Here is a 24,981-nt window from a genome sequence, read left to right on the forward strand (position 1 = left end):
CTCTCCTGAAAAAACGCTGCTTAGCAGCTAGTTGGGGTTATACGCCCACAATATTGTTGAGCTGGATAATTGGCATTAAGGTTGCCACGACAATAAACAGTACGATACCGGCCATCGCGATGATGAGGGCAGGACCGAAAATACCCAGTGCGATGTTGACCTGGGATTCAAAATCACGGTCCTGATTGTCTGCGGCGCGGGTCAGCATCTGTTCGAGCTCACCACTTCGCTCACCACTAGCAATCATGTGCAGCATCATTGGTGGAAAAAGTTTCGATTTTTCCAACGATACCCTGAGACTCGCCCCTTCACGGACGCGATCCGACGCTTCCAGTACTTTGCTCTTTACCCAGGTGTTGGTCATCACATCTGCCGCGACCTTCATGCCATCGAGCAGAGGGATAGCACTGGAAGTACAAATCGACAGTGTGCGGGCAAAGCGCGAGGTATTTAGCCCCCGGGCAACCCGTCCAACCACCGGCATATTTAATACACTTCTGTCCCAGCCAAGGCGCCGGCTTTCGTTCCGAAGCAGCGCCCGGAAAAGCACAAACAACGCAAGGCTGACACCCAAAACCAACAGTCCCCAATTGGTGACGAAATCACTGGCTGCCAACAGTACTTTGGTAATGTTTGGCAGCTCCGCACCGGTTTGTAGGAATTGGCCCACAATGTCCGGCACAACGGTCGCGAGCAAAAAGGCTACGATGCCAATAGCCGCGACAGTCAGCACCATGGGATACACCATGGCCTGGATAAGCTTATTTTTGACCTGCTGGCGATTTTCTACGTAATCAGCAAGACGTTCCAGCACAGGGCCTAAGTGACCGGATTTCTCACCGGCAGCAACCATGGCGCGGAACAGCTGATCAAACACATGGGGATAATCACCAAGGCTATCGGAAAGGGTGTAGCCTTCTACGACCCGAGCGCGTACACCAGTGAGCATGTTCTTCAAGCGCTGCTTTTCTGATTGCTCAGCAACAGCCTTGATACACTCTTCCAGTGGCATACCCGCTTGAACCAGCGTCGCGAGCTGGCGGGTCAATAGCGCCAGTTCATTGGTGCTGATGCCGCGCTTAAAGCCAACAGAAGCGGATTGCTTTTGCTGCTCTTTTTCATGCGTCTGAGCCACTTCCATTGGCACCAGCGATTTTTCACGAAGCATCTGACGCGCCTGACGGGCTGTGTCAGCTTCAATAACGCCTTTAACGGTGCGGCCTTTGGCATTTAACGCTTTGTATTCAAACGCTGCCATCAGCCCTCCCTGGTCACACGCAGGACTTCTTCGAGCGTGGTCTCACCCCGACGCACTTTCATCAAGCCATCAGCGCGGATGCTTGGGGTAGACTCGCGAACATAACGCTCAATCGCCTGCTCACCCGCTTCGTTATGGATAAGCTCTTGCACTTGAGTATCAACCACAAGAAGTTCGTGGATACCGGTACGACCGCGATACCCTTTGTGGTTGCACTTCTTACAGCCTTTAGCTTTATAAAGTGTCAGCGATTCACTTTCCGGCATTTCAAACCAGGCTTTGCTCTGGGCATCCGCTTCATAAGGTTCTTTGCAGTCTGGGCACAAGGTACGAACCAATCGCTGCGCCAGCACGCCAAGAAGTGAAGAGGATACTAGGAACGGCTCAATGCCCATGTCACGAAGACGGGTCACGGCACCGACTGCGGTATTGGTGTGAAGCGTCGACATCACAAGGTGACCCGTCAACGATGCCTGCACCGCAATTTGCGCAGTTTCAAGGTCACGGATCTCACCAACCATCACCACGTCCGGGTCCTGACGCAAGATAGCACGAAGGCCACGGGCAAAGGTCATATCAACTTTGGTATTCACCTGTGTCTGGCCGATGCCATCGATATCAAATTCGATAGGGTCTTCGACCGTCAGAATGTTTCGCTCCGCACTGTTAAGCTCGGTCAGGCCAGCATAAAGCGTGGTCGATTTACCCGAACCAGTCGGACCGGTCACCAGCAAGATACCGTGCGGACGCTTGATAAGATGCTGGAAGTTGTCATGCACCGCTGGGGTCATGCCCAAGCTTTCTAGATCAAGCTGGGTTGCGTTTTTATCGAGAAGACGCAGTACCACGCGCTCGCCGTGGGATGACGGCATAGTCGATACACGCACATCAACAGCACGGCCACCAATGCGCAGCGAAATACGACCATCCTGAGGCACGCGTTTTTCCGCAATATCCAGTCGCGCCATGACCTTGATACGTGATACCAAAAGCGGAGCCAGTTTGCGACTAGGGCTCAATACCTCACGCAGCACACCATCCACGCGGAAGCGGATAGACAGACTCTTCTCGAAGGTTTCAATATGGATATCCGAGGCTGTTTCTTTGATCGCCTCACCGAGCATGGCGTTAATAAGTTTGATGATCGGCGCATCGTCTTCTGACTCCAGCAAGTCCTCACTCTGTGGCAGCTCTTCTGCCAGCGCAAAGAAGTCGTCACTGTCTGCACCGATGTCTTCCATCAGCTGTTGAGCTTCTGATGAATCACGCTGGTAAAGCTGGGTCAGCTTTGGCTCAAAGTCTTCCGAACGCAGTTGAACTGGCGTGAAGCCATGACCCAAAACCCGACGCACTTCATTGAGCACAGCAGGCTTTGGCTGATCGCGGTAGTAGAGTAGAAAACCGTTCTCTGTTCGCTCCACCACGACGCCATGGCGCTTGGCAAAGCCAAACGGCAGCCGTGTGACTGCCATTGGGACATCAAGGTCCTGAACCAGTTCTGCTTCCGTTTCCTGAGACAGCATTTCCATGGCCTTACCTCAGCTCAGCCATGATGGCGCGCACTTCCGCAGGCATGGTCAAATCAGAGCCAAACTCCGGTAATACTGGCGTTGTCACGCCCGGCATCAACTTCACCTCTTCCTGCGCACGGAAAATCTGCTCTGCACGGATGTAGTTGTATTTGCGTTGCGTGATGCCATCTGCGGTCAGACCGGTGCGGATGATAGTCGGCTTGATAAATAGCATCAGGTTACGCTTGGTTTTTCCTGACGATGTAGATTTGAACAGGTGGCCAAGAATTGGGATATCACCCAGCAAAGGTACCTTCTGCTCGCTCTCGTTGGTTTGCTCGTCAATCAGACCACTCAGTACAATCATCTGCTGATCAGCAGCCAATACCGAGGTATTGATTTGACGCTTACCAAAGCGGATATCGACGGCGCCGCTTGCACCCAATACGTTCGAGATTTCCTGTTCGATGTTGAGCTGTACGGAATCACCTTCGTTGATTTGCGGGGTGATCTTGAGTTTCACACCGACATCTTTACGCTCAACCGTCTGGAATGGGTTGTCGTTGTTGGAACCTGTGGCAGAGCCAGTCACAACCGGTACTTCCTCACCCACGATGAACGAGGCTTCTTCGTTATCCAATACCATCAGGCTTGGCGAAGAGAGGATGTTGGAATCACTGTTGGTTGATACTGCAGTCACCAAAGCAGTCCAGTCACCAAACACCACACCAGCAGCCAAGCCACTTACACCGCCCAGCACTTCAGCAATCGCCGTAGGGTCGCCGGATTCTGTGATTGGCACTTCCACCAGATTGTTGTTGTTGTCAAAGCGCGATTCTGTGGTCGTGGTGTCTTTCGCTTCTTCCTGCGCAGCCAAGTAGTTAGTGATGGGTACGCCGGTATTACCAAACTGGATACCACCACCGTCCAGTGACCCCCACTGAATACCGAGATTTGCACCGTCGCTTTCTGACATTTCGACGATCATGGCTTCAATCAGAACTTGGGCACGGCGAATATCCAGCTGCGAAATCACACCTTCCAACGCACGCATAATGTCTGGTGGCGCAGTGATAACCAATGAGTTTGTGCCTTTATGCGCAGAAATCTTTACGTCGCCACCCACGCTGGTAGCAGCCTTCTGACCGCCCTGTTTCTCAGCAATCAAGTTTTCAGATACGCCCTGAAGCACATCAACCACGTCTTCGGCCTTGGCGTAACGCAGATAAATAACGCGGTTGTTACCAACGGTTGCCATTTCACGGTCAAGCTGGGAAATCAGACGGCGGATGCGATCGCGCACTTGAGGCTCACCGGAGATCAGTACGGAATTGGTACGCTCATCTGCAACAAAACTCGGCTGCAATAGCGCTGGGGTGTTCTTGCCGTCGCCTTGCTTATTCAGGCTTTCAACAATACGCACCATTTCTGACGCCGAAGCATGCTTGAGGTTAACGACCTCAACTTCTTTGTTACCCGCTTGGTCAACGCGCTCAATGATGTTTGCCAAACGATTTACCACCGCTGCACGGCCCGTGATCATGATGACGTTGGCTGGGTCATAGTGAACCACGTTACCGGCACCTGCGTTATCAATCAGCTGACGCAGCAACGGAGACAGTTCACGCACAGAAACGTTTTTCACTGAGACAACGCGGGTGACAACCGCATCGCCCTGAATGTTGTCATTGTCGCCCACGACCGGAATCGCCGATTGCTTGGCGTCTTTGTCACGTAATACTTTCAGCACGCCATTTTCCATTTCAACCACAGCAAAGCCATAAACTGACAGTACGTTGAGGAAAAACTGGTAGTACTGATCTTCATTCAGAACGTCGTAGCTGCGCACGTTCACTTTACCGCGCACTGCTGGGTCAACAATGATGGTCTTCTCGAGGTTGCGTCCTACAATCTCGATAAATTCCTGGATATCTGTTCCCTTAAAACTGGCACTGAACTCGGCAGCCCAAGCTCCCATGCTCTGCATGGCAAGCACACCTGCAACTAACCAGGTTGTTTTACGTTTTTTCCACGTATTCACTTCGTTCTCCGTTTCCAGTCCAGTTATAGACCGATATAAATTTCGTGCAACTGACCGCCACGCTGGACGGTAAGGCTGATCTCAGAGGCATCAGACAAACTTTGCCAGATACGGTTCATTTCTGCTGGGTTGGTCAAATCTGCCCCATTAATCCCTACAGCAATATCACCGGACTGAAGACCCGCCTGTTCAAACAGTCGACTGTCTCCGCCAGGGCCCAAGCGGTAACCCACTAGCCCTTCTTCATTTCTTTCCTGCGACAGGGTGATGTATTTCAGCAGCGATTGCGGGTTATTCAGGATTTCCGCTTTCACATTGCTCAAATCTGCCTGTCCTGTGTTACGGGGAATATTCGGCTTGGTTTGCGCTCGGGTCGGCGCAGGGGCGGAGTTGGACTTGTTATAATCCACACCCGCCAGCATCAAAGCTTCATCACGGCCGTTATTTCTGAGGATAACGCGATCATTGAGTACCTGTCTGAGGATAACGCGCGTTCCCTCTATCGCTTCACCAATGCCGTAGGTTTTTTGCGAGCCACGGTTGGCAATAACAGCTAATCCGCGATCAGGTTCAGAGCTCGCGACCAGCCCCACCAAAGTCAGGTTCAAACGTGTGCGGGGAGCATCAACAACCGGTTCAGGCTTCTTCTCAACAGGTGCAGCTTTGGCACTGTATCGGCCAAAGAAATGACGATTAACCAATTTATCGAGTTGGTAGGCGGGACCCTGTGCACTGACACTAGCCACCGCTGCGGGGGTCTCAGAAACAGCCTCAGGTGTGGCGTTTGGTACCCAAACCCACACCAGTCTTCCCAGCGTCCAAGCCAGTATAAGAACCAGTAAAAGCGTCACCCACTTCGCAAGAGTGGCCGGAAACGCTTTTCCAAGTTGCGGTTGCGCCCAAACGGGTAAGCGCTTTATCCCAAAATTCGCAGACATGCTTTTCCTGTTACAAACATCGGCATTTCATTGCCATTCAGTCAATTGCCGCATTTGGTACCTGATGGCACCTTTATATAAGAATATGAAATTGACTGTCCAATTTACCTGTTTTCTTTTCCCTTGCCGATAAGTGAGAACCGATTTTTGTCTGAATGATTCCATTGCGGCTTGAAAGTTAGACGAATGGACACCATATAAGAGCTCTAATTGTGATGCTGATCGTATTCAGCAAACGTGATAAGTTTAGCCCCCCGAATGTAAAGGAGTGTCTAGTGGGCTCGAAACACAACGATTTTGATCAAGATTTGCAGGTAAGGCTGGATAAATGGCTTTGGGCTGCGCGTTTCTATAAAACGCGTACTACGGCGAGAAACATGATTGATGGTGGCAAGGTTCACTACAATGGTCAGCGCTCAAAACCGAGCAAACTGGTGGAAATTGGTGCCGAGATCAAACTGAGACAGGGCTTTGATGAGAAAATCATCATCGTCGAACAGCTTAGCGAGCGGCGCCGCGGTGCGCCCGAAGCTCAGGCCCTTTACCGGGAAACTGATGAGAGTCTGTCGCGTAGGGAACAACGAAGCCTTGAACGTCAGATGAATGCACACAATCCAAGTCCAGATCGTCGTCCTGACAAAAAGCAGCGACGCGATATTATCAAATTTAGAAACAGTAACGATTAACGCCGGAGAAGTTATCCCATGGCACAAGACAGTCTGCACCGTTATTTGTTCGATGGCGTCTCTGTACGCGGCGAACTGGTTCAACTTTCTGATTCATTCCAACAGCTGACCGGCAGCAAAGACTACCCGGCGGTAGTTAAAGATCTGCTGGGCGAGCTGATGGTTGCAACCAGCCTACTGACAGCAACGCTGAAGTTTGAAGGCAGTATTACGGTACAAATCCAAGGTGATGGCCCTGTGTCACTTATCGTTATCAACGGCAATCACGATCAGGTACTGCGTGGCACTGCGCGCTGGAATGGCGATCTGCCAGAAGCAGCAACTTTGCCAGAGCTGATGGGCAAAGGTCACATCGTGATCACTATCGAGCCAGACCAAGGCGAGCGCTACCAGGGCATCGTTGGTCTGGAAGGTGATACGTTGCAGGAATGTCTGGAAGACTACTTCGCACGTTCTGAGCAATTGAAGACCCGCCTGTGGCTGCGTGCTGGAAAAGTAGACGGCGAATCGAAGGCGGCTGGTATGCTGCTGCAAATCCTACCAGATGACATCGGTAATGAGGACGATTTCGACCATTTAGCGAAGTTGACCGAAACAGTTAAAGATGAAGAGCTCTTCAATCTTGAAGCAGAAGAAGTGTTATACCGTCTTTACCATCAGGAAAATGTGAAAGTCTACGAACCGAAAAATGTGACATTCAACTGTTCATGCTCGCGTGAGCGCAGCGCTTCTGCGATTGCTGCGATTGAACGTCAGGAAGTTGAAAAAATGGTCGCAGAGACCGGAAATATCAAACTTCACTGCGACTATTGCGGCGCTGACTATGAATTTGATTCCGTTGATATTTCAGCAATTTTTGACCAAAGCGGCCCTTCATCAGAAGCCATACATTAATAATTTTCTTAAATAATTAATGGTTAAAAATCCATCAAAAACCGGCCTTTAAGCCGGTTTTTTTGTCAATTATCTCCCTTTTCCCAAAAAAAATACGCCACACTCTAACTGCTTAATTTTGTACAAATAATAATCACTTCCGTGTGGCACATACGCGCAACATGGCGGTAATATTATAGGTACAAACTAGTTAAGACTATTAAAATCCCTTAATTTGTTTGTGGTTATATTTTGAGTTAACTCTCTGAATTGGCTAATTCAGGTTGCTAGCATGGACGACAGTTACATTACATCTTACCCAAGGAGCACCTATGACTGTCATGAACGTCGAAAAAAAGGTTGCAAATAATATCGATTTGTCAAAACACGGCTTACACGATGTTAAAGAGATTATTCGTAACCCTACCTACGAACAACTTTTCGTCGAGGAGACCAAGCCGGAGCTGGAAGGATTTGAGAGAGGCACTGTCACGGAGCTGGGTGCAGTGGCTGTTGATACCGGAATTTTTACCGGTCGTTCTCCCAAAGACAAATACATTGTGCGCGACAATACAACCCAAGACACCATATGGTGGTCAGATCAAGGGACTAACGATAATAAACCTATCGACCAACATGTCTGGGATGACCTAAAAGCCCTCGTTACCCATCAACTGTCGGGCAAACGCGTGTTTGTGATTGATGGTTACTGTGGTGCCAACCCTGATACCCGCCTGAGCATCCGCGTTATCACCGAAGTGGCTTGGCAGGCGCACTTCGTGAAAAACATGTTTATCCGCCCAACAGAAGAAGAGCTGGAAAACTTTGAGCCTGATTTCGTGGTCATGAACGGAGCAAAGTGCGTCAATGAAAAGTGGCAGGAGCATGGTCTGAACTCCGAAAACTTCACAGTCTTCAACCTAACTGAGCGTATGCAGCTCATCGGCGGTACCTGGTATGGCGGTGAAATGAAAAAAGGTATGTTCGCCATGATGAACTACTTCCTGCCGCTCCAAGACATTGCATCTATGCACTGTTCCGCCAATATGAACAAAGATGGTGAAGTGGCGGTTTTCTTTGGCCTGTCTGGCACAGGTAAAACCACCTTGTCTACCGACCCGAAACGCGCACTTATCGGCGATGATGAGCATGGATGGGATGATAACGGCGTTTTCAACTTTGAAGGCGGCTGTTACGCGAAAACCATCAAGCTGTCTAAAGAGGCCGAGCCGGATATTTACAACGCGATTCGCCGCGATGCACTGCTGGAAAATGTCACCGTTCGCAACGACGGCTCCATTGATTTCGACGACGGTTCTAAAACAGAGAATACCCGTGTTTCTTACCCGCTTTACCACATTGAAAACATTGTGAAGCCGATATCGAAAGGCGGCCATGCTAACAAAGTAATTTTCCTGTCTGCGGATGCGTTCGGTGTACTTCCTCCGGTATCCAAGCTGACACCGGAGCAAACTAAGTACCACTTCCTGTCTGGCTTTACCGCCAAACTGGCGGGTACTGAACGCGGTATCACTGAACCAACCCCAACCTTCTCTGCTTGCTTCGGTAACGCGTTTCTGACGCTGCACCCAACCAAGTACGCTGAAGTGCTGGTAAAACGCATGGAAGCGGCAGGTGCGGAAGCGTATCTGGTCAACACTGGCTGGAACGGCTCCGGTAAGCGCATTTCCATCAAAGACACCCGCGCGATCATCGATGCGATTCTGGATGGTTCGATTGAAAAAGCGGAAACCAAAGTGGTTCCAATCTTCAATCTGGAAGTGCCTGTCAAACTGCACGATGTTGATCCGGATATTCTAGATCCACGTGATACTTACATTGACCCTCTTCAGTGGGAAAGCAAAGCAGAAGGCTTAGCGAAACGCTTTGTCGACAACTTTGCGAAATACACCGACACGCCAGAAGGTGAAGCATTGGTGAAAGCCGGCCCTCAGCTTGGCTAAACCATAGACACCAAGAAGCAAAGCCCCCAATTTTGGGGGCTTTTAGTTTTTCGGTTTGCAGGACAATCTCTAAATTCCTTTACTGCCTTGGCGCTTAAACGGATTACTGCTTGAATAACGTTGATTTTTACGCCAACCTCAACAGAATCGCGGCGTAATACGCTGCCTTTTCCGCATCAGATAACTGAAGAGAGAAGATCGCCAAATGCGTTTCCTTGCCAAGCTGCTCGCCTCGCTTGTCATTATTATCATTGTCGCATTGGGTGCGCTTCTCATCGTGCTCAGCACCAATTACGGCCTGCCTTTGGTACAAAAAGCGGTCAGCACTTTTACTCCCTACTCTCTGCGCGCAGAATCTCTGGATTACGAGCTTCTAACGCCTCTTTCACTGGCCTTAAAAGAGCCAAAGCTGATTGAGCAAGAGACCGAGACCAGCATTTATCGAGCCGGATATGCCTCAGTCACATTGTCAGTGTGGGATTCACTTAATGGTGCACTTGCCTTGCAAAGCGTGGTGGTACGCAGAGCCAACATTGACCTGGCTGACAAAGCCACCTTACCGACATCACTTTCTATCAAACATCTGGCATTGGACGATGTGGCTTACCAAAGCAATAGCTTTGCTTTCGACCACGCCGATATTCAGGTTTCCAATTGGCGCAACACAGAAGACAAATGGGGAAGTTGGCAAGGACAGTTCCAGTTTTCTACGCCTTCACTTTCAATAGATGGTCAAACGCTTTCCAACCTCTTGCTCGATAGCGAACTGACTGACGAAAAGTGGGAAATTTGGGGACTATCATTCAACAGTGAGTTTGGTAACGTGACTGGCAGCGCCACAGTTGAAAACAAAGAAGTGTTGCTCCACCAGCTCACATTGAGTGATGCCCGTATCGAACGCTCTAGCAACCTTGCCAATCTCACTGCGATGTGGGGTTCATTAAGCGAAGATTACGACATTGCTATCAACCGCCTCGATTTATTAGATGTGAGCGCATCAGTGGATGACTTCACACTCGAACACCTTAACCTTTCTGCACAGTCAGTAAATCTTCGCAATGGCGAGCTGGTATGGGCGGCCAACGATGCCTCTTCACTCTTGTCATTCAATGCCAACCTTATCAACTACGATACGTGGCTGCTGACCGATGTGCTGGCAGAGATGTCGCTTTCCCCAGCGCGCATCGAGGTTGGCGCTTTCTCTTCCAAGATTGATGACGAAGGCTACATTTCATTTGCCGGAGACATAACGCCCGCTTCGTTGTCGTTGCGGTCACTGGTGCTTAATGGTCTGACACTGGAAGTAGAAGGTGAGCTTTCAAAGACGCTTTCCTCACATTGGAAACGCTTCGATAATATTCGCGTCGGCAGCCTGTCTGTCAAACACACCAATGTGACTATGCCTGACCCTACATTTCCGCTTCAAGTCATTGGATTGAATCTTAAAGGTAAGGATTTACTACTTAGGCATGCAAGTCATGATGGCATGTGGCTGGGGCAACTGACTGGCAGTGCGAAGGCAGCCAGCATTAACCGCATTCCGGTTTCCTCACCTTACGCTGCAATGAAAGTTGAAGAGGGAATGTGGCAGCTCGACCCTCTCAGCCTCACTTTCAAGCAAGGGCAGCTAGCCGCAAAAGCGACAGCCAACCTAAATAACCCAAGTCGACCCTGGACGCTGGAAGGGACAGGGCTCAGCCTTCCAATGTCTATTTACTCACGTTGGCTGGGTCTGAACTTGCCCCTTGACGGTGAACACGATCTCGACGTGCAAGTCTCAGCGCTTGGCGGTGACGAAGACAGTCTGGCTTACAGCCTAACAGGTGCTCTTAAAGCCACGCCGCACCGCACTGTCATGCAAGTAAGGGAAGACGAATCCTTCAGTCAGTCTTTGATGATGCTGTTTTCAGATACGCGTGGAGACGCAGAACGCAACCCTCTCCCTATCAGTGTCGGAGAAGTGAATATTACTGCAGACCGCGGCCGGATCAGCTTGGCTCCGCTCAGTCTGGTGCAGGAAGAAAAACGTTCAACCTTGTCTGGACAGTGGGACTTAGTCACCGGTGGAGGCAATCTCTCCCACACCAGTCAATGAGAAAACTCGGAATCAGCCAAACAGCAATGTCTGGCTCTCAATAGTGTCAGCAGCCTGCTCCTGCTCCGGCACCAGCATGTAAGTGCCCGTGAAGGTTCCTGCCACATCATCGCCACTGTAGAAGGTCACTTCCAGTTTCACACGTGCTTTACGGCCATTTTCAAGGCGATCGAGGTCACCACTAAGTCCATCCAGTGATACAACGGCCCGCGGACGCTCCATAATAGGCTGGCGATAACGAATATGACTGTCTGCCAGCACAATGCTCGCAGAGAGCTGGCGTTCCTTCATTAGTAGCCACACCATGCCCCAGCCCGCCAGGGTGGCCATGCTGAACACACTGCCGGCAAACATGGAATCATGAGGGTTGAGGTTGGCATTCAAAAGCGCACAAATTTCAAAGCGGTAACCGGTAAACTGGCTGATGCGAATGCCCATTTTGTCGCTGATTGGAATTTGCTGTTGCCAGCGCTGCTGAAGCTCATGACACCATTCAGGACGACGTACCACATCGGACATCATATCGAGGGTTTTCAGCATTTGCTGATGGCGGACAGGGCCTCGCTCTTCACTCAGTTCACCCTGATTGACAAAACCGTGCTGACTATAAAAACCAATGGCGTCTTCACGAGCATTACAGACCAACCGCTTCGCCCCCTCCTGGCGCGCGAGCGATTCCAACGTCATGAGAATGAGTGCGCCCAAACCACGCTGGCGATACTGGGGAGCCACGGCCATATAGCGAATTTGGCCGTCGTTGTCGGGGGTAAGATAGAGGCGGCCGATGGCAATCGGCTCACCTTTGGCGTCAACAATCATGCGGTGATGAGAGCCAACATCATAAGCGTCGCGCTCAGAGCCTTCCGGCTGACGCCATGGCTCACGAAGCATCTTCCAGCGAAAATAAAAGTACGCCTGAAGTTCATCATCCTTGGTAGGGGTGATTAGCCGAAACATCCCGTTTCTCTCCTCGTGAACCCAATTGAGTAATTAAACCTGCAGCCAGAAAGTCACCGGGCCGTCATTCACCAGGCTGACTTTCATGTCTGCTGCAAATACACCATTTTCTGTTTTGACACCGCTTTCGCGACAATATTGCGAAAACAGCTGATAAAGACGATCGGCTTCCGTTGGAGGCGCGCCGTTAAAACTGGGACGCATCCCTTTGTTAGTGAGAGCTGTCAGCGTGAACTGGGAAACCACCAGTACCTCTCCGCCAGCCTGTTGCACGTTCAGGTTCATCTTGTCGTTTTCGTCACTGAACACGCGGTAACCCAGAACCTTCTCATGCAGGCGGTGCGCTTTCTTATCGTCATCGCCTTTTTCTACACCCAGCAGCACCAACAGCCCTTTGCCAATCGCGCCGACAGTCCGACCGTCAACCACCACACTGGCTTCGCTGACTCGCTGAATAAGCGCAATCATAACAGCTCCTTTCTTATCATCTTAATTATCAATAAGTTGTTCAGGCTCTGTCACTGGCGGAACATCCCACACCTGACGCTCACCGAGCGATGCGGTAATTTCTGCACCAATCAACACGATACACCAGCTGAGGTAGACCCAAACAAAAAGCAAAGGTACCACAGCCAGAGCGCCATATATCAACTCATAAGATGGGAAATTCGTAGCATAGAAAGCAAAGCCCTTTTTGCTGAACTCAAACAGCAGCGCCGCCGATACCGCTCCCGCCGCGGCATGGGCGAGACGCACCCGGCAATTTGGGACCAAGGTATAAAGTCCCAGAAAGGCCAGTGCAGTCAGCAGAAATGGTAACCACTTCAACAGTGTTGGTGCCCAAACATCTGCACCATCCAGCTCCAACAGATTCAGCGAGCCAAGGTAGGAGCTGACACCCAAACTACTGCCCACCAGCACCGGACCCAGTGTCAGCACCATCCAGTAGATAGAAAAAGACACCACAGGCGCGCGCTTGTGTTTGATTCGCCAGATGTAATTCAAACTCTTATCGATAGCCGAGATCAGCATCAGAGCCACCACAAACAGGAATGCCACCCCGACAGCGGTCATCTTGCCCGCGTTGGCAACAAACTCATTAAGGTATTGCTCAAGAGCATCACCGGAGGCAGGCACAAAGTTATGCAACACAAAAGTGCGGATTTGGTCACCGGCCTCAGCGAACCCAGGGATTAGCGATAATGCTGACAGCACCACAGTGATCAGTGGTACCAGTGAGAGTAAAGTGACATAAGCCATATAACCGGCAGTCACTGTCAGGCGGTCATGAATAACACGACGGATAAGATGCCTTGCGAAGGCGAACAGAATTTGCCCAGCCCTGGGCAATGAATGCTTGAGTCGTTCCAATGCTTCAACCATAGTCTTTATTGAGAAAATTAATCATACACGAAGGAGTGTACCGTGCGCCTCATCTCCACCCTGCTTTTGCTCTTTACACTGGCCGGCTGTCAGTCGGCTTACTACGCCACCATGGAAAAGGTCGGTGTGCACAAGCGTGACATCATGGCCGATCGCGTTGAGGCTGCTTCTGATGCTCAGCAGGAAGCCAGCGAGCAGTTTACCAGTGCGCTTGATGCACTCACCACTCTGACCAACTTCGATGGCGGAGAGTTACAAACAATGTACGATACTATTAACGACCAGTACGAAGACAGTGATGCAGCCGTAGAAAATGTACGCGAGCGCATCGAAGCCGTTGAAGATGTGTCTGATGCTTTGTTCGATGAATGGCGTGAAGAGCTTTCCCTCTATTCCAGCGCTGCACTCCGTCGCGACAGTGAGCGTAAACTCAAGGACACTGAGCGCAGCTATGGTCAAATGCTGTCTGCGATGAAAAAGGCAGAGAGCAAAATGGAACCCGTTCTCGACACACTTCGTGATAACACTCTTTACCTAAAGCACAACCTCAATGCTGCTGCAATTGGTGCTTTGAAAGGTGAGTTCGCGGGGTTGGAGCAAGAAATTAACCGTGCAATCAAGGACATGCAAACCGCTATTGCAGAGTCGGAACGCTTCTTAGCCACACTAAAGAACTAGATTTAACACTCTAACTGTCTCAATGACTTTCTCGAGGTTGAAACAGACGATGTGAGACAAACTGCCGTAATGTGTGCCCAGGCAATTTACTGCCTGCATTCAACGGTATTGGTAAATCCATAAGTATTTACCGTCTCTCAACTTGGAGGAGAACACATGAGCATTATTTCTTGGATCATTCTTGGCTTACTCGCAGGTATTCTCGCGAAGTGGATCATGCCAGGAAAAGACGGTGGCGGTTTCATCATCACCACCCTGCTGGGTATTGCAGGCGCCGTGGTGGGTGGCTGGGTCAGCACACTGCTGGGCATTGGCACCACAACCGGTCTGAGCATTGGCGGTATCGTGATGGCAACAGTGGGCGCACTTATCTTGCTGTTTGTTTATAACAAGTTCCTCAAATAACGAAGAAAAACAAGAGCGATAGAGACAAAAAAGCCTCCCAACCGGGAGGCTTTTTTACGTTCCTAAGAAGGCTTACTTGCTGCCGCGGCTTGCGCGCTTACGGTCAGTTTCTGTCAGCAGTTTCTTACGGATACGGATGCTTTCAGGAGTCACTTCTACCAGTTCGTCGTCATCGATGAACTCCAGTGCCTGCTCAAGCGTGTACTTGATTGGTGAAGTCAGCACCTGTGCGTCATCAGTACCTGATGCGCGTACGTTAGTCAGCTGCTTACCTTTCAGGGCGTTGACTGTCAGATCGTTGTCACGGCTGTGAATACCGATAACCATACCTTCGTAAACTTCAACACCGTGACCGATGAACAGACGACCACGCTCCTGCAGGTTAAACAGGGCATTAGTCAGGGCTTTACCTGCTGCGTTCGCAATCAGTACGCCATTGTTACGCTGGCCAATGTTACCGCCTTTGTGAGGACCGTAGTGGTCGTAGGTGTGGTACATCAAACCTGAACCAGAAGTCAGGGTCAGGAACTCAGTCTGGAAGCCAATCAGGCCACGAGATGGCATGATGAAGTCCATACGAACACGGCCTTTACCGTCTGGAGACATGTCTTTCAGCTCGCCTTTACGCAGGCCGATTTTCTCCATGATGCCGCCCTGGTGCTCTTCCTGAACGTCAATGGTCACGGTCTCAAACGGTTCCATCAGCTGGCCATCTTCTTCTTTCAGAATAACTTCTGGACGCGATACAGCAAGCTCGAAGCCTTCACGACGCATGTTTTCGATCAGGATAGACAGGTGCAGTTCACCACGACCTGAAACGCGGAATTTATCCGGGTCTTCTGTTTCTTCAACGCGCAGTGCAACGTTGTGAACCAGTTCTTTCTGCAGACGCTCAAGGATGTTACGTGAAGTCACGAACTTACCTTCTTTACCTGCGAAAGGAGAGGTGTTCACCTGGAAAGTCATGGTCACAGTTGGTTCGTCAACAGACAGCGCTGGCAGCGCTTCAACCGCGTTCACGTCACAGATGGTGTCAGAGATTTTCAGCTCACCCAGACCTGTGATTGCGATGATGTCACCAGCTGCTGCAGATGCAACGTCATGACGCTCAAGGCCCAGATAACCCAGTACAGTACCGACTTTACCATTACGGGTCTTACCGTCAGCACCTACGATGGTCACTTGCTGGTTAGGTTTTACAGAACCACGGGTCACACGGCCAACACCGATAACACCAACGTAAGAGCTGTAGTCCAGCTGAGAGATCTGCATTTGCAGAGAGCCGTCAGTATCAACTTCTGGTGCTGATACATTGTCAACGATAGCCTGGAACAGTGGTTCCATGTTCTCGCCGGTTTCGCCTTCTTCCAGCGTCGCCCAACCGTTCAGTGCTGATGCGTAAACCACTTGGAAGTCCAGCTGCTCGTCAGTAGCACCCAGGTTGTCGAACAGGTCAAATACCTGATCCATTACCCAGTCAGGACGTGCGCCAGGACGGTCGATTTTGTTGATAACAACGATTGGCTTCAGACCGTGTGCGAACGCTTTTTGCGTTACGAAGCGAGTTTGTGGCATTGGGCCATCAACTGCGTCAACGATCAGAAGTACAGAGTCAACCATCGACATGATACGTTCCACTTCGCCACCGAAGTCAGCGTGTCCTGGGGTATCTACGATGTTGATGCGGTAATCATTCCAGTTAATCGCGGTGTTCTTCGCCAGAATGGTAATGCCACGCTCTTTCTCGATGTCGTTCGAGTCCATGACGCGTTCTTCGTGCTCGCCACGGGTTTCCAGGGTGCCAGACTGCTGAAGCAGTTTGTCAACCAGGGTGGTTTTACCGTGGTCAACGTGCGCGATGATCGCGATGTTTCTCAGTTTATCTATCTGTAAAGTAGACATGGGTTCTCTTTCACTCAAAAAAGATGTGCCGCCAAAAGCTCCGGCTTTGCCGAAAGCGCTCACCGCCACTGATTAAAAATCCGGCCGTAATTTACCAGATTTTTATTGAAAACCCACGAAATATGTGACTTAGGATCAATTTATATTCGTTCTGCCTTGTTACCGACACAAAACGCCTACTGTGGAAGTCTGTCTCCATCCCTTATCCAATACTGCCTGCGGGCGAACAGTGCGCTACATTTGGGCAACATTTTTCTCCCTTATCACGGGTAGACTTCTTGCGCTTTTTATTGCGCCACAATAGGCCAACTTTCGATCCACATCACAGCTCCAACATTGTCTTTTCTTTACGTCCGCTCAGTCGTTGACAACCATAACGAACCGCTGCTGAATGAGTTGGTTGGCACGCAATCCTTCCCAATTGCACCACATTGGTGCGGACGCGCACCAAGATTGAACACTGCAACGCACTTTTTTAAGTCATTATCGTGTAACTACTGGTAATGACAGGGATTAGAAACTTGGCACACTTTTCGCTTTAGTGGAGCCAGACCAACTTTTTGGTGGAGCGCATAGAAGCAACTTCACCAAGTTAGAGAACAATGACACCGGAGGTTTATTCACATGTCAGTAGAAAACGTACTCGCCTTAATCCAAGAGCACGAAGTTAAGTTTGTTGACCTGCGCTTCACCGATACCAAAGGTAAAGAGCAACACATCTCAATCCCAGCACACCAGATCGACGCGGACTTCTTCGAAGAAGGTAAAATGTTCGACGGTTCATCTGTTGCAGGTTGGAAAGGCATTAACGAGTCAGACATGGTGATGATGCCTGACGCGTCTTCAGCAGTACTTGACCCATTCACGGAAGATGCAACGCTGAACGTACGTTGTGACATTCTTGAGCCAGCAACTATGCAAGGCTACGACCGTGACCCACGTTCTATCGCAAAACGCGCTGAAGACTACATGCGCTCTACCGGTATCGCAGACACTGTTCTGATCGGTCCTGAGCCAGAGTTCTTCCTGTTTGACGATGTGAAATTCGCGACTGACATGTCAGGTTCTTTCTTCAAGATTGACGACGTAGAAGCAGCATGGAACACAGGTTCTGATTTCGAAGGCGGTAACAAAGGTCACCGTCCTGGCGTTAAAGGTGGTTACTTCCCAGTAGCACCAGTTGATTCATCTCAAGACATCCGTTCAGCAATGTGTCTGGTAATGGAAGAGATGGGTCTGGTTGTTGAAGCACACCACCACGAAGTAGCAACTGCAGGTCAGAACGAAATCGCAACGCGTTTCAATACCCTGACCAGCAAAGCGGATGAAATCCAAATCTACAAGTACGTTGTTCACAACGTAGCGCACGCATTTGGTAAGACTGCGACCTTCATGCCTAAGCCACTGGTTGGCGATAACGGTTCAGGTATGCACGTTCACCAATCTCTGGCGAAAGACGGTCAAAACCTGTTCGCTGGCGACAAGTACGGCGGCCTGTCTGAAACTGCTCTGTACTACATCGGTGGTATCATCAAGCACGCTCGCGCAATCAACGCATTCGCGAACGCGTCTACCAACTCATACAAGCGTCTGGTTCCAGGCTTCGAAGCTCCTGTTATGCTGGCATACTCTGCACGTAACCGTTCTGCTTCTATCCGTATCCCAGTGGTACCAAGCCCGAAAGCACGTCGTATCGAAGTTCGCTTCGGCGATCCATCGGCTAACCCATACCTGGCGTTCGCAGCAATGCTGATGGCTGGTCTTGACGGTATTAAGAACAAGATCCACCCTGGCGATGCAATGGATAAAGACCTGTACGACCTGCCAGCAGAAGAAGCTGCAGAAATCCCAACTGTTGCTGAGTCTCTGCAGCAAGCTCTGCAAGCACTGAGCGACGATCGTGAGTTCCTGACTTCAGGCGGCGTATTCTCTGATGACTTCATCGATTCTTACATCGCACTGAAATCTCAGGACGTTGAGAAGGTGAACATGACCACTCACCCACTGGAATTCGAACTGTACTACTCAGTATAATTCAACGGGTTTTATACCAAATCAAAGGGCTCGCTCACAGGCGGGCCCTTTTTCTATTGTCTGGATTTCTCCCCCACGGAAAATAGGTTTGTTGGCATCCCGCCAGAAACTCAAGGAATTCATGATGCGCAAAATCGGCATGCTCCTTTTTGGTGCACTGTCTGTGTCCGCCAGCGCGGGGGAGTATTACCGCTGGGTTGATGAAAATGGCACTCTGCATTTCAGCGATTCGCCACCTTCCGCGAGTTTGGAGCTCGAGGTGGAGTTAGGTACGATTCCTCTACCCGCTCAGGGGGCATCCAATGTTGCTTCACCTGCCACGCCGAAAGCGCCGCCCATACCTGATGCCCCCGAAGCGCCGCCGCTGGCCAGCTCAATTTCCCTGCTCTCTCCTGGCGATGAGGCCACCATTCGCAGTAATGAAGGCAGTATCACCCTCAACATTTCTACCGATCTGCCACTAGGGAAAAATCAATCTGTTCGCGCCGTGATTGATGGAAAGAAACAGCCCGCCTCAAAAGGTGCATCTTTAACCCTAACCAACGTTGATCGGGGCACCCACACCATAAAGGTGCAATTACTACAAGATGGCAAGGTAATTGCAGCATCCCATTCAGTTACTGTGTATCTGCATCGGGCAACCAAGAAGAAAGCACTGCCTCCGGGCAAGCCAAGCCCCAGATAACACAGGCTGAGACGCTATTTGGCAGCGCTGCTGTAGAAAGTGGATTTTCTTCGCTGCACAACATCGCACTATCGAGTAAACTGGATTGCACCATATTAGTGCAATCAAAAGGAAGGTAATGTGGCCACGCTGACCGAAACTGTTATGGATAACCTGATCACTGCGGTGTTGGTGCTTGATAATGATCTTGTTGTCACCTATGCCAACCCTGCAGCCGAGCAACTGCTCTGCCTGAGTGCACGTCGTTTACTGGAGCATCCCCTTCCCGAACTATTGCAACACTGTTCAATCGACCTCAGCCTGGTCAAGGAAACGCTTTCTGGCGGTCAAGGACTCACCGACAGCGATGTCACCATCGTCGTAGATGGCCATCAGCGGAAAGTAGAACTGAGTGCCAGCCCTTTGATGTGGGCACGCAGTCCATCCATGCTGATTGAAATCAAAGCCATTGGCCATCAACAGCAAATCAGTAAAGAGTTGCAGCAGCAGGCACAACAACAGGCAGCTAAAGAGTTGGTGCGTGGCCTAGCTCATGAAATTAAAAACCCGCTCGGTGGCCTTCGAGGTGCGGCGCAGCTTTTGGAGAAAATGCTGCCTGATCCAAGCCTTGGGGAATATACCCGCATCATTATCGAGCAGGCCGATAGACTTCGGAATTTGGTGGACAGGTTACTGGGGCCCCAAAAGCCCGGTCACCACCAGCAAGAGAACATTCACGTGGTGCTTGAGAAAGTCCGCCAACTGGTCGAGCTCAGTGCAGGCAAGATCAATCTTGAGCGTGACTATGACCCGAGCTTACCCGATATAGAAATGGACCCTGAACAGATGGAGCAGGCCATTCTCAACGTGGTGAACAATGCGGCGCAAATTATGGGAGACAGCCCAAATGCCGAAATCACCCTCCGCACCCGCACTGAACATCAAGTCGTGATTGGCGGGAAGCGCCACCGTTTGGCTGCACGTATAGATATTTCTGACAATGGTCCTGGCATCGCCCCTGAGCTCCAGGACACCTTGTTTTATCCCATGGTGTCAGGGCGCCCCGGAGGCACAGGGCTTGGACTTTCCATTACCCGAAACCTCATAGATCAGCATAAAGGCAAGATTTACGTTAATAGCTGGCCGGGACACACCACTTTCACCATTTTGTTACCAATTCGTCGCTAAGGGGAGAATATGAGCAAAGGACTAATCTGGGTCGTCGATGACGACAGCTCAATCCGCTGGGTACTGGAACGCACCCTGAGCGCAGCCGGGCTTGCTTGTGAAACTTTCGCCGACGCTGACAGCGTGCTGGATGCATTAAACCGGGAAGTCCCGGATGTTCTTGTCTCTGATATCCGCATGCCTGGCACCGACGGCTTCACCCTGCTAAACCGTCTGCAATCTGAATACCCGACATTACCCGTCATCATCATGACGGCCCACTCGGATCTGGATGCTGCGGTGAGCGCCTATCAGAAAGGGGCATTTGAATACCTGCCAAAGCCGTTTGATATTGATGAAGCCGTTGCGTTGGTTGAGCGCGCCGTCTCCCACAGTCAAGAACAGAAGCGCCAGCGCTCCCCCAAGGAAACGATGGAAGCTGCGCCGGAAATCATTGGTGAAGCGCCGTCTATGCAGGAAGTTTTCCGCGCCATCGGTCGCCTTTCCCGTTCATCAATTTCCGTATTGATCAACGGTGAGTCAGGTACGGGTAAAGAATTGGTTGCCCATGCTCTTCACCGCCACAGCCCACGCGCGTCAAACTCTTTTATCGCGCTTAACATGGCGGCAATCCCTAAAGACTTGATTGAATCAGAACTGTTTGGTCACGAGAAAGGGGCCTTTACCGGTGCCAACAATGTCCGTCAGGGTCGCTTTGAGCAGGCCAATGGCGGCACCCTTTTTCTGGATGAAATCGGTGATATGCCGCTGGATATCCAAACCCGTTTGCTGCGCGTGCTGGCCGATGGGCAGTTTTATCGTGTCGGTGGCCATCAGGCCATTAATGTGGATGTCCGCATCATTGCAGCAACCCACCAGAACCTTGAAAGGTTGGTAGCCGAAGGCAGTTTTCGTGAAGACTTGTTCCACCGCCTGAACGTGATTCGTGTTCACCTGCCACCGCTTCGTGAGCGTCGTCAGGACATCGGTCAACTCGCCAAACACTTTCTCAAACGTGCTTCTGATGAGCTCGATATCGAAGTCAAATCACTGCACCCAACCACGCTGGATTTAATGTCAGGTCTTTCCTGGCCCGGTAACGTACGCCAGCTTGAAAATACCTGTCGCTGGCTAACAGTGATGGCGAGCGGTAAAGAAATTTTGCCCGAAGACTTACCGCCAGAACTGATGCAGCCTGAATCAATGGAAAATACCGGCGAAGGCGACAGCTGGCAGGCAGCGCTATCCCAATGGGCTCGTCTGTCGCTGGATAACGGTGATGACAACCTGCTCCGTGAAGCCTTGCCTGAATTTGAACGTATCTTGCTGCGTGAAGCACTCAGCCACACCCGGGGGCACAAGCAGGAAGCAGCAAAACTGCTTGGTTGGGGACGTAACACCCTGACCCGTAAGCTGAAAGAGCTTCAAATGCCTTAAAGTCTAGAAATAGCTCACCATTTAAACAAATTTGGTAAATAATTATTTCAAAACCGCCTTTTTCGGCGGTTTCCTTTTCCTGTCCTACTGACGGCCTTGTATTTAGTCCTTATACTTGCCAAAAGTTGATTTAAGGATATTCACATGATCGCAACCCACCTTCCTTTAACGGATCTGCACCGTCACCTTGATGGCAATATTCGTATTAATACTATTCTGGAACTGGGTCAGAAGTTCGGCATGACGCTTCCTGCTGACACTATCGACGCTCTCCGCCCACATGTTCAGGTTATGTCTAACGAGCCGGATTTGGTTGGTTTCCTGTCCAAGCTGGATTGGGGTGTCGCTGTACTGGGCGATCTGGATGCGGTCCGCCGTGTTGCCTATGAAAACGTCAAAGATGCCCTGAATGCGCGCATTGACTATGCAGAGCTGCGCTTCTCGCCTTACTACATGGCGATGAAGCACCAACTGCCAGTTCAAGGTGTGGTGGAGGCTGTTATTGATGGCGTTCAGGCTGGTAGCCGTGACTTCGGCGTGAAAACCAACCTGATTGGTATCATGAGCCGTACTTTTGGTGTGGAAGCCTGCATGCAGGAGCTGGATGCGCTGTTGGCACTGAAAGAACACCTGGTTGCTATCGATTTGGCCGGTGACGAGCTGGGCCAACCAGGTCACCAGTTCAACGACCACTTTGCCAAAGTGCGCAAAGCTAGCCTGAATGTGACTGTGCACGCTGGCGAAGCGGCTGGTGCAGAAAGCATGTGGCAGGCAATCAATGAGCTCGGGGCTACCCGTATCGGCCATGGTGTGAAAGCCATCGAAGACCCATCTTTGATGGAGTTTCTGGCGAAGAACCGTATCGGCATTGAGTCTTGCCTGACCTCTAACATGCAAACCAGCACCGTGGCTTCATTGGAAGCACACCCAGTGAAACAATTCCTGGCACAAGGCATTCTGGCGACGCTGAACACCGATGACCCTGCGGTATCAGGTATTGAGCTACCGTACGAGTACGAAGTGGCCGCACCACAGGCTGGTCTGAGCCAAGCGCAAATCACTCAGCTTCAAGCGAACGGCATGGAAATCGCGTTCCTGTCTGATAGCGAAAAAGCGGAACTGAAAGCCAAAGCGGTATCCCGTAGCTAAGCGACGACGAATAAAAATATCCTGAAAACACCGGCAAAATCCGGTGTTTTTTTGTTCAAAACTCAAGTAGAATGCCGCCGAATTTTAAGCAACCAAGGTCAATGCAAAGCCTTTGCTTTGATAATCCCCTTGGTTGAAAACCCATATTTACGCCGGATGAGAAGTATCATGTTCGACGCACTGTTTACCGCAAATGAAATTGTTGCTGCTGGCCCAGGTCAACTGGCAGCGGCAGCTCTGGCTGTGGTGCTGGCTATTTTCAGCATCAGCAGCGGCATATAACGCCCCATCAACAGCCAACAAAAAAGCCGCTATCAGCGGCTTTTTTCGATTCTTGTGGCGTGAGACAGTACTAAATCACACGGGAAAACTGCTGCTGACGCGCTCTGTCACGCAAGTAAGTGTCGAAGCACATGCAGATGTTGCGAATCAGCAGGCGCCCTTTCAGCGTTACTTTGATGGTATCTGCATCAACGCTCACCAGCTCGTCATCGACAAAGCACTGCAGCAATTCCAAATCTTCCGCAAAGTGGGTGTCGAAGGAAACATCGAACTCTCGTTCAATCGCACGTTTGTCGAGGGTGAAGTTGCAGATAAGCGATTTGATGACTTCGCGGCGAAGCAAGTCATCACCATCCAACATCACGCCTTTCCACAGCGCATGGCGTTGCTCGTCGACCTGACCGTAATATTTCTTCAGTTCTTTCTGATTCTGTGCATAGCAATCACCAATCATGGAAATCGCTGACACACCCAAGCCCAGCAGATCGCAATCGCCTTGAGTGGTATAACCCTGGAAGTTTCTGTGGAGGACACCTTCACGCTGCGCTACCGCCAGTTCATCATCCGGTAAGGCAAAGTGGTCCATACCGATAAACTGGTAGCCTGCACCAGTCAGGGTGCTGATGGTTTGCTCCAGCATCGCCAATTTTTCCTGAGGCGATGGCAAGTCGTCTTCTTTGATTTTTCGCTGCGCCGCGAAAAGTTGTGGCAGGTGCGCATAGTTAAAGACCGACAGGCGGCCCGGCTGCATCGTCAGAACCTGCTCCAACGTCTTAGCAAACGTCGCACCATTTTGGTGCGGAAGGCCATAAATCAGATCCAAATTGGTCGAGCGGAAGCCCAACTCTTTGGCACGCACCACCATGGCTTTGATAAAGTCTTCATCTTGCTCACGGTTCACCGCTTTCTGAACTGTCTTATCGAAATCCTGTACACCAATACTCAGGCGATTGAAGCCTTCAGAGCGCAGGTGGTCGAGCATGTCGAGTTCAATCTCACGCGGATCCACTTCGATACTGATTTCTGCATCGGCATTGAGGCGAAACTCTTCACGCAACAGGGACATCAGACGGGAAATCTGTTCCTTGGTCAGGAAAGTAGGCGTGCCGCCGCCCCAGTGCAGTTGAGTCACGTTGCGGTCGCGAAGCAGGTATGCACGTTGACGGATTTCCAGTTCCAGCGCATCTAGATACTGATCCGCTTTGTGTGCATGACGGGTGATCACCTTGTTACAGCCACAGTAGTAGCAAAGGGTGTGGCAGAACGGGATATGCACGTACAACGACAGATTGCGATCCGGGTATTGGGTACACGCCATATCAAACTCAGCCGCCGTGAAAACCTCATGGAATTCCAGTGCAGTTGGGTAAGAGGTGTAACGCGGCCCTGAGTAGTTATACTTCTCGATCAGTGCCTGATCCCAGATAATTTGCTGCTTAGACATGTATGTTCCCGCCAAAATGAGCAACCGGAAAGTGTAAGTTGGCTAATTCTGCCACACTCTCCGGCTGCTAAGAATTGTTCCCGCACAAGGAACGGGAAAATTGTTGGTCAGAT

At 50.7% G+C, this 24,981-nt stretch carries 20 protein-coding genes; 11 read left to right on the plus strand and 9 right to left on the minus strand.

The annotated features are described in order from the left end of the window. Nucleotides 1-37: 37 nt before the first annotated feature. From gspF to gspC, 4 genes are read right to left on the minus strand one after another with little or no spacing between them, the layout of a single operon-like run. The gene (gspF, locus tag K6Q96_RS16215; RefSeq protein ID WP_251876838.1) at nucleotides 38-1,258 is read right to left on the minus strand and encodes a type II secretion system inner membrane protein GspF; all 1,221 of its coding nucleotides are present in this window, start codon (nucleotides 1,256-1,258) and stop codon (nucleotides 38-40) included. Continuing rightward, nucleotides 1,258-2,781: a type II secretion system ATPase GspE gene (gene gspE / locus K6Q96_RS16220; RefSeq protein ID WP_434802173.1), complete on the minus strand. Its 1,524-nt coding sequence runs from the start codon at nucleotides 2,779-2,781 to the stop codon at nucleotides 1,258-1,260. The genes gspF and gspE overlap by 1 nt, the downstream gene beginning before the upstream one ends. 10 nt (nucleotides 2,782-2,791) lie before the next feature. After that, entirely contained in the window at nucleotides 2,792-4,810 is a 2,019-nt protein-coding gene (gene gspD, locus K6Q96_RS16225; protein WP_251876839.1) for a type II secretion system secretin GspD, read from the minus strand. A 23-nt stretch (nucleotides 4,811-4,833) separates the two neighbouring features. Further along, nucleotides 4,834-5,748, minus strand: coding sequence for a type II secretion system protein GspC (gspC, locus tag K6Q96_RS16230; protein ID WP_251876840.1), 915 nt, complete (start codon nucleotides 5,746-5,748; stop codon nucleotides 4,834-4,836). Between the two features lie 275 nt (nucleotides 5,749-6,023). Here gspC and hslR point away from each other — a divergent pair, with 275 nt between their 5' ends. From hslR to K6Q96_RS16250, 4 genes are all read left to right on the plus strand, one after another. After that, nucleotides 6,024-6,434: a ribosome-associated heat shock protein Hsp15 gene (gene hslR / locus K6Q96_RS16235; RefSeq protein ID WP_251876841.1), complete on the plus strand. Its 411-nt coding sequence runs from the start codon at nucleotides 6,024-6,026 to the stop codon at nucleotides 6,432-6,434. Between the two features lie 18 nt (nucleotides 6,435-6,452). Beyond that, the gene (gene hslO, locus K6Q96_RS16240) at nucleotides 6,453-7,328 is read left to right on the plus strand and encodes an Hsp33 family molecular chaperone HslO (protein WP_251876842.1); all 876 of its coding nucleotides are present in this window, start codon (nucleotides 6,453-6,455) and stop codon (nucleotides 7,326-7,328) included. Between the two features lie 311 nt (nucleotides 7,329-7,639). Then, nucleotides 7,640-9,271 carry a phosphoenolpyruvate carboxykinase (ATP) gene (gene pckA, locus K6Q96_RS16245; RefSeq protein ID WP_251876843.1) on the plus strand — a complete coding sequence of 544 codons (1,632 nt, stop codon included), beginning with the start codon at nucleotides 7,640-7,642 and terminating at the stop codon, nucleotides 9,269-9,271. Between the two features lie 205 nt (nucleotides 9,272-9,476). Continuing rightward, complete coding sequence (locus tag K6Q96_RS16250) at nucleotides 9,477-11,366, plus strand: AsmA family protein (protein WP_251876844.1); 1,890 nt, start codon at nucleotides 9,477-9,479, stop codon at nucleotides 11,364-11,366. Nucleotides 11,367-11,378: 12 nt separating this feature from the next. Here K6Q96_RS16250 and K6Q96_RS16255 read toward each other — a convergent pair whose 3' ends face one another. From K6Q96_RS16255 to K6Q96_RS16265, 3 genes are read right to left on the minus strand one after another with little or no spacing between them, the layout of a single operon-like run. After that, the gene (locus tag K6Q96_RS16255; protein ID WP_251876845.1) at nucleotides 11,379-12,323 is read right to left on the minus strand and encodes a bifunctional GNAT family N-acetyltransferase/hotdog fold thioesterase; all 945 of its coding nucleotides are present in this window, start codon (nucleotides 12,321-12,323) and stop codon (nucleotides 11,379-11,381) included. A 33-nt stretch (nucleotides 12,324-12,356) separates the two neighbouring features. Further along, nucleotides 12,357-12,791 carry a D-aminoacyl-tRNA deacylase gene (dtd, locus tag K6Q96_RS16260; protein ID WP_251876846.1) on the minus strand — a complete coding sequence of 145 codons (435 nt, stop codon included), beginning with the start codon at nucleotides 12,789-12,791 and terminating at the stop codon, nucleotides 12,357-12,359. A gap of 21 nt (nucleotides 12,792-12,812) precedes the next feature. Continuing rightward, nucleotides 12,813-13,706, minus strand: a complete 894-nt coding sequence (locus K6Q96_RS16265; RefSeq protein WP_251876847.1) for a virulence factor BrkB family protein — start codon at nucleotides 13,704-13,706, stop codon at nucleotides 12,813-12,815. 42 nt (nucleotides 13,707-13,748) lie between these two features. On the opposite strand from K6Q96_RS16265, the gene K6Q96_RS16270 reads away from it, so the two are divergent. Together K6Q96_RS16270 and K6Q96_RS16275 are read left to right on the plus strand one after the other, a co-directional pair. Next, nucleotides 13,749-14,384, plus strand: a complete 636-nt coding sequence (locus K6Q96_RS16270) for a DUF2959 domain-containing protein (protein WP_251876848.1) — start codon at nucleotides 13,749-13,751, stop codon at nucleotides 14,382-14,384. 156 nt (nucleotides 14,385-14,540) lie between these two features. Beyond that, entirely contained in the window at nucleotides 14,541-14,789 is a 249-nt protein-coding gene (locus K6Q96_RS16275) for a GlsB/YeaQ/YmgE family stress response membrane protein (protein ID WP_251876849.1), read from the plus strand. Nucleotides 14,790-14,861: 72 nt separating this feature from the next. Here the strand turns inward: K6Q96_RS16275 and typA are convergent, their stop codons facing one another. Beyond that, complete coding sequence (typA, locus tag K6Q96_RS16280; protein ID WP_251876850.1) at nucleotides 14,862-16,691, minus strand: translational GTPase TypA; 1,830 nt, start codon at nucleotides 16,689-16,691, stop codon at nucleotides 14,862-14,864. A 624-nt stretch (nucleotides 16,692-17,315) separates the two neighbouring features. On the opposite strand from typA, the gene glnA reads away from it, so the two are divergent. The 5 genes from glnA to add all read left to right on the plus strand — a co-directional run bounded on the left by glnA (nucleotide 17,316) and on the right by add (nucleotide 23,142). Then, nucleotides 17,316-18,725 carry a glutamate--ammonia ligase gene (glnA, locus tag K6Q96_RS16285; RefSeq protein ID WP_002539711.1) on the plus strand — a complete coding sequence of 470 codons (1,410 nt, stop codon included), beginning with the start codon at nucleotides 17,316-17,318 and terminating at the stop codon, nucleotides 18,723-18,725. A gap of 121 nt (nucleotides 18,726-18,846) precedes the next feature. Beyond that, nucleotides 18,847-19,410 (plus strand): DUF4124 domain-containing protein, encoded by a 564-nt coding sequence (locus K6Q96_RS16290; RefSeq protein WP_251876851.1) that lies wholly within the window; start codon nucleotides 18,847-18,849, stop codon nucleotides 19,408-19,410. A gap of 120 nt (nucleotides 19,411-19,530) precedes the next feature. After that, on the plus strand, nucleotides 19,531-20,577 hold the full coding sequence (gene glnL, locus K6Q96_RS16295) for a nitrogen regulation protein NR(II) (protein WP_256481802.1): 1,047 nt from the start codon (nucleotides 19,531-19,533) through the stop codon (nucleotides 20,575-20,577). Nucleotides 20,578-20,586: 9 nt separating this feature from the next. Beyond that, nucleotides 20,587-21,993 carry a nitrogen regulation protein NR(I) gene (gene glnG, locus K6Q96_RS16300; protein WP_251876852.1) on the plus strand — a complete coding sequence of 469 codons (1,407 nt, stop codon included), beginning with the start codon at nucleotides 20,587-20,589 and terminating at the stop codon, nucleotides 21,991-21,993. 144 nt (nucleotides 21,994-22,137) lie between these two features. Continuing rightward, nucleotides 22,138-23,142 carry an adenosine deaminase gene (gene add / locus K6Q96_RS16305; RefSeq protein ID WP_251876853.1) on the plus strand — a complete coding sequence of 335 codons (1,005 nt, stop codon included), beginning with the start codon at nucleotides 22,138-22,140 and terminating at the stop codon, nucleotides 23,140-23,142. A gap of 352 nt (nucleotides 23,143-23,494) precedes the next feature. Here add and hemN read toward each other — a convergent pair whose 3' ends face one another. Continuing rightward, the gene (gene hemN / locus K6Q96_RS16310) at nucleotides 23,495-24,868 is read right to left on the minus strand and encodes an oxygen-independent coproporphyrinogen III oxidase (RefSeq protein WP_251876854.1); all 1,374 of its coding nucleotides are present in this window, start codon (nucleotides 24,866-24,868) and stop codon (nucleotides 23,495-23,497) included. Between the last annotated feature and the right edge of the window lie 113 nt (nucleotides 24,869-24,981).

The sequence above is a fragment of the Grimontia kaedaensis genome, assembly GCF_023746615.1.
GTDB lineage: Bacteria > Pseudomonadota > Gammaproteobacteria > Enterobacterales > Vibrionaceae > Enterovibrio > Enterovibrio kaedaensis.

Bases quoted from the DNA above. Each gene is read 5' to 3' on its own strand.
- dtd (WP_251876846.1), bottom strand. From the start codon at position 12,791: ATGATTGCGCTTATTCAGCGAGTCAGCGAAGCCAGTGTGGTGGTTGAC.
- hslO (WP_251876842.1), top strand. From the start codon at position 6,453: ATGGCACAAGACAGTCTGCACCGTTATTTGTTCGATGGCGTCTCTGTA.
- add (WP_251876853.1), top strand. From the start codon at position 22,138: ATGATCGCAACCCACCTTCCTTTAACGGATCTGCACCGTCACCTTGAT.
- gspE (WP_434802173.1), bottom strand. From the start codon at position 2,781: ATGCTGTCTCAGGAAACGGAAGCAGAACTGGTTCAGGACCTTGATGTC.
- typA (WP_251876850.1), bottom strand. From the start codon at position 16,691: ATGTCTACTTTACAGATAGATAAACTGAGAAACATCGCGATCATCGCG.
- K6Q96_RS16250 (WP_251876844.1), top strand. From the start codon at position 9,477: ATGCGTTTCCTTGCCAAGCTGCTCGCCTCGCTTGTCATTATTATCATT.
- gspF (WP_251876838.1), bottom strand. From the start codon at position 1,258: ATGGCAGCGTTTGAATACAAAGCGTTAAATGCCAAAGGCCGCACCGTT.
- K6Q96_RS16275 (WP_251876849.1), top strand. From the start codon at position 14,541: ATGAGCATTATTTCTTGGATCATTCTTGGCTTACTCGCAGGTATTCTC.
- glnA (WP_002539711.1), top strand. From the start codon at position 17,316: ATGTCAGTAGAAAACGTACTCGCCTTAATCCAAGAGCACGAAGTTAAG.
- K6Q96_RS16265 (WP_251876847.1), bottom strand. From the start codon at position 13,706: ATGGTTGAAGCATTGGAACGACTCAAGCATTCATTGCCCAGGGCTGGG.
- gspC (WP_251876840.1), bottom strand. From the start codon at position 5,748: ATGTCTGCGAATTTTGGGATAAAGCGCTTACCCGTTTGGGCGCAACCG.
- K6Q96_RS16255 (WP_251876845.1), bottom strand. From the start codon at position 12,323: ATGTTTCGGCTAATCACCCCTACCAAGGATGATGAACTTCAGGCGTAC.
- pckA (WP_251876843.1), top strand. From the start codon at position 7,640: ATGACTGTCATGAACGTCGAAAAAAAGGTTGCAAATAATATCGATTTG.
- glnG (WP_251876852.1), top strand. From the start codon at position 20,587: ATGAGCAAAGGACTAATCTGGGTCGTCGATGACGACAGCTCAATCCGC.
- hemN (WP_251876854.1), bottom strand. From the start codon at position 24,868: ATGTCTAAGCAGCAAATTATCTGGGATCAGGCACTGATCGAGAAGTAT.
- K6Q96_RS16290 (WP_251876851.1), top strand. From the start codon at position 18,847: ATGATGCGCAAAATCGGCATGCTCCTTTTTGGTGCACTGTCTGTGTCC.